This is a genomic window from Stenotrophomonas sp. GD03794, assembly GCF_029842145.1.
Taxonomy (GTDB): domain Bacteria; phylum Pseudomonadota; class Gammaproteobacteria; order Xanthomonadales; family Xanthomonadaceae; genus Stenotrophomonas; species Stenotrophomonas riyadhensis.
Genome location: NZ_JAOCFV010000103.1, coordinates 1 through 4669, shown reverse-complemented (window position 1 = coordinate 4669; position 4669 = coordinate 1). Strand labels below are relative to the sequence as shown.

Sequence of the window (4669 nt, the reverse complement as noted above, 5' to 3'; positions counted from 1 at the left end):
TTCCAGGTCCGGTGGCGCCGGACCGAGGGGGCCGCCGTCGAGGCTGATCCCTGCCGATTCGCGGTGCCGGCGCTCGATGCCGACTACTTCTCCATCACCCTTCGCCTCATGACGGTCTGACCAATGACGATCCTCGCAACCGATATCAAGATGCGCCAGTCGCAGCGCCTCACCGACAACCCTGATGGCGGCGGCCGTATGGTCCAGGCCGAGATTGTCGATGGAGCGATGAACAACCTGTTCCCCGACATCGGTGATGAAGAGCGGACCACGGGACGCTCCACGCTCCGCAAGATGTTCGTGCATGTGGACACCCCGGGCCCGGATGTTCTGAAGGATGCGATCGCGGTGCTGATCGACCCGCCGTCCGACCCGCGTGTGACCGTGACCATGTTCGCCACCGGCTCCTACAGCGATGTGCGCCTGGACGCCAAGAACCGGGTGGAGAGCTACATCACCCGCGGCACAGAATCGCGATTCATCCTGCTGGGCGACCACTTCATCGGCCAGATGACCATTCAGGTCTACACCACCAAGGATGCGCCGAGCCCGGACATCAACGACAACTTGAGCCTGCTGACGCTGGCTGCCTCGGGGCGCGATCCCGGCGAGCAGTACGTGCGGGTGAAGAACGTGCTTTCTCGGACCACGCGGACGTTCACCGATGACCAGGGCGCCTTCGAGCGCGATGTGCTTGTGATCGAGCTGGTGAATGCGCTGCTGCTCAATTTCTACGGGCAGGAGGTCATCCGCTACTCGGCCACGAAGCCGGGAACCCGGGTCTATGAGACCAACGTCGTGGATGCGACCAGCTACCACAGTGTGAAGCGGCTCACGGCTGCCGGGAAACCCGGTGACCTTTCCGTGCAGATCGACTCGCCCTATGTGCCGATTGTCCCCACGTCCACAGCTGAAACCGCCGTGAGCGACGTTCTGGCTGGCATGGGAACGTTGAGCCACGTCCCCTCGGGACCGGTCAACAGCCTGGCGCTGAGCTTCACCAGCGCATTCGTGGCTGGCGTTTCCGTCACTCGCTTCCTGGGCACGGGCATGGCTGTCGGCAGCGTGAAGGTGCTGGTGGGCAGCATCGAGCTTACGGATGACGGCACCGGCGGCCTGGCGTCTGCAGCGGTCACGCCCTGGTCGGGTACCGTCGACTATCAAACCGGCGCTGTGTCGCTGGTTCATTCCACCGGTGTGGGCAGCACCAGCGTCAGCATCACCGCCACGCCTGCCGGCACCATCCCCATGCAAGGCTTCACCGATGAGATCGCGGTGACGCAGAACAACCAGGGCATGGTCTGGCTGGCCCAGTTGGAGCCGCTGCCGGCGCCGGGCACGGTCGTGGTGGACTACCGCGCGCTCGGGCGCTGGTATCGCCTGACCGACAACGGTCGTGGCCAGCTCGTTGGCAAGCCCGGGCAGGGCAGCGGCACCATCAACTACGTGACCGGCTCTCTGGTGCTGACCACCGGTGCGCTGCCCGACCTGGATAGCAGCATCATCAGCGCGTGGGGTACATCGATCATTGCCGAGGCCCGTGCCGGCGACACCAACATCAAGCCACCTGCATTGCGGTTCATGCTGGGGAATGCCGGCGCTGCGCCCGGGACCGTGCACCTGACGGTGCGGGTGGGCGGTGTGGATGTGAACGTGGTGGACAATGGCGTCGGTGGCCTGCTCATCGCTGGTCAGCTTCGCGGCTCAATCGTCTATGCAACGGGAGAGTGCCTGCTGCAGCTGGAGACGCTGCCCGACGCCAATAGCCAGGTGGCGGTCAATTACGACTGGGGTGAGCCGCTTCATGCCGCGCCGCAGCCGGTACCGGATGGAAACGGGCTGGTCTCATTCACGCTGCCACAGGGTCCGGTCAAGCCGGGCTCAGTGATGCTGGACTGGGTCATTACCGTGATGCGTGATGCCTACGATCTGGCCTCCGCGCCGCAGCCCATGCGCGTCATCGCCAAGGACGACGGCAACGGCAACCTGGTGGCTGTCTCGGTGGGCGACACCGCCGCCACCACCGCGCTTGGGGCCATCAATTACAGCACCGGTGCGGTGAGCCTGCAGGCCGGAAAGTTCATGGTTCGTCAGGTGTCGTACCCGCAGTATGAGCTGCGCTCGGGGCGGTTGAAGGTGGTGGGCTATGGCCGAGTGGACGTGCTTGCACAGTTCTCCGCAGGCACGCTCGTTTCGGTCGGCTGGACGCTGGCTGGTGCTGGGACGGAGTCAGCCGAGGAATCGTTGCCACTGCCGCCGGTGTCCCTGCAGCTGACGCCGACCATCAGCGATAGCATCGTGCCAGGCAGCGTCAGGTTCAGCTTCCGTGGCCGGACCTACGTGGACCGCAGTGGCGGGCTCTACCACACGGTCGATCCTCTGACCGGGGCGGGTGTCTACGCTGGCACCATCGACTACACCGCTGGCGTGGTGAGCTTGACCCAATGGCTGGCCGGTGGCGCTAACAGCGTGCAGATCCAGTCCTTGCTGACGCGCATTGCTGACCCTGGCGTGGCCAACAGCTTCTTCCGGGCACCGGGTTCGCCGCTGCGACCGGGCATGTTCACGCTGCGCGCCAACCGCCTCGATGGCGAGATGCTCACTGCGACGGCTGACATCAATGGCGTGATCTCCGGTGCGCAGATCCGCGGCACCGTGGACTGGGAGAGTGGCGTCGCCAAGGTGCAGTTCGGCCAGTTGGTGCCGGTGGCTGGCAATGAGGGCCAGCCCTGGTTCGATCCTGATCTGGTGGAGGGCGACCGGATCTGGCGCCCGGCGCTGGTGCTGGCCGGCTCCATCTACATGGGGGCGGTCGTCTACCGCTCGATTCCGCTGTCGGAGGTCGTCATCGGCCTGTCGTCGGTGCGGCTTCCGAGCGATGGGCGCGCCCCGGCCTTCAAGCCCGGGCAGACGGTCTTGATCCACCACACCGCCAAGCACGTGGTGGCCTCGCCCCAGGCGAACCAGACCGTTTCCTTCGGCCGTGGGCGGGTGGCGGCCATCGAGGTCCGGGATTCGCGGGGCGCGCCGGTGGATGCGGCATGGTTTGTGGCTGACTTGGACGTGGGCACGCTGAAGTTCAGTGATCCGCTGAACCTTTCTGCCTACACGCTGCCCATCACGATCAGCGAGCGCGTTGAGGATCGGCGTTTGGTTGTGCAGCCACAGATCACGGGCGAGATCGAGATCAACACTGGCCTGACTCATGACTATCCGGTGGGCGAGGCGATGATCAGTACCGCGCTGCGTCTGGGCGAGGCGAATGGCTCGCTGGATCTGCAGGCGCGCGTGGTGAACCTGTTTGATCAGGCCGCCTGGTCAAACGTATGGGCCGATGCGCCCTCCGGCAGCGTGGCCCCTGGTACCTACAACGACACCGACTATCCGCTGGTGGTGACCAATGCGGACGCAATCACTGAGCGTTGGGCTGTGCGGTTCACGTCCGCGACGCAGTTCGAGCTGATCGGTGAGACGGTGGGCGTGATCGCTTCAGGCAACACAACGTCTGATCTTGCGCCGGTGAATCCACGCACAGGGCAGCCTTACTTCCGCATGCGGAAAGAGGGGTGGGGCGGTGGTTGGTCGACCAACAATGTGGTGCGGTTCAACACCGTGGGTGGTCTGGCTCCGGTGTGGATGATTCGCACGACGCTGCCTGGGACCCCGGAAGTGGTTACCGATTCAACTCGTATCCAGGTAATCGGCAATATCGAAGGAGCCGCATAATGGCCTCGCTGCCTCGAATCTATCGTTCTACTGACCCTGGTGCCCCGCAGTTGAGCGGCGTGGCTGGCAGCCTTGTGGCACTGCTGGATGCGGTGCTGGTCAATGGGTATGGGGTCGGTGCCGATTTCAAGCCTGGCGCAGGCTGGGTTCGAACCTTCACCGCGACTAACAAGCGCGTATACCGCAACAATCACGTGGATGGTTCGGGCGGCTATCTTCGTGTTGAGGAGCCGAGCGCGACGCCCGGATACGCGTACGCGCGAGCTTACGAAACGATGAGTGATGTCGACGCTGGGACTGGGCCCGCACCCACCACTGGGCAGCGCGCCAACGGAATTCTCCTGTTGAAATCAAGCGAGAACAACGGGAACTCTCGGCTATGGGAAATCATCGCCACGGATCAGGCGATGTACTTCTTCGTGAACTATTACAGCTTGCCTATTTCGAATCCGTACGCAACGATTCCGGCTTTTCCGTTCTTTGCAGGCGATATCGAATCCTTCGTTCCAGGGGACAAGTCGCACTTCATGGTGGGCGGAAACGCGATGGTCACCCCGGCCAACAGTGTTGGGGATGGTTTGCTGCACACGACAACCTCGCTCTATGGTGGCATGCCCAGCAGTGTCTGTTGTTATGCACTCAGGGCCTACACACAGCAGCCCGGATCGATCCCTTTGCATCTGGTAAATCCGAGCTATGGCACCGAAGGAAGTGCGATTGGATCGGGTGGCGTTGTGTTTCCAGATCCGATCTCTGGCGGTGTCTTGATCGAACGGCCGCTGATGAAGGAAGGGGCCTATCTGGCGAGGGGGTGTCTGCCAGGTGCGTACTCTCCATTGCATGCGCGGCCATTTCTGAGTGGTGAGATGTTGGTCGATCTCGATGCGTTTCCGGGGAAGACTCTTTACGTCAAATCCTTCAATGTGCTGAACAGCAATTCGCC

At 63.2% G+C, this 4669-nt stretch carries 2 protein-coding genes; both read left to right on the top strand.

The genetic code is table 11. The features are described 5' to 3' along the window. Nucleotides 1-123: 123 nt before the first annotated feature. Entirely contained in the window at nucleotides 124-3726 is a 3603-nt protein-coding gene (locus N5D91_RS24240) for a hypothetical protein (RefSeq protein ID WP_180854657.1), read from the top strand. Further along, nucleotides 3726-4669, top strand: a 944-nt coding sequence (locus N5D91_RS24235; RefSeq protein ID WP_279909133.1) for a hypothetical protein, incomplete at its 3' end; no start/stop codon positions are given. The genes N5D91_RS24240 and N5D91_RS24235, both read left to right, overlap by 1 nt.

Coding starts and splice junctions, on each gene's coding strand:
- N5D91_RS24240 (WP_180854657.1), top strand. CDS start 124: ATGACGATCCTCGCAACCGATATCAAGATGCGCCAGTCGCAGCGCCTC.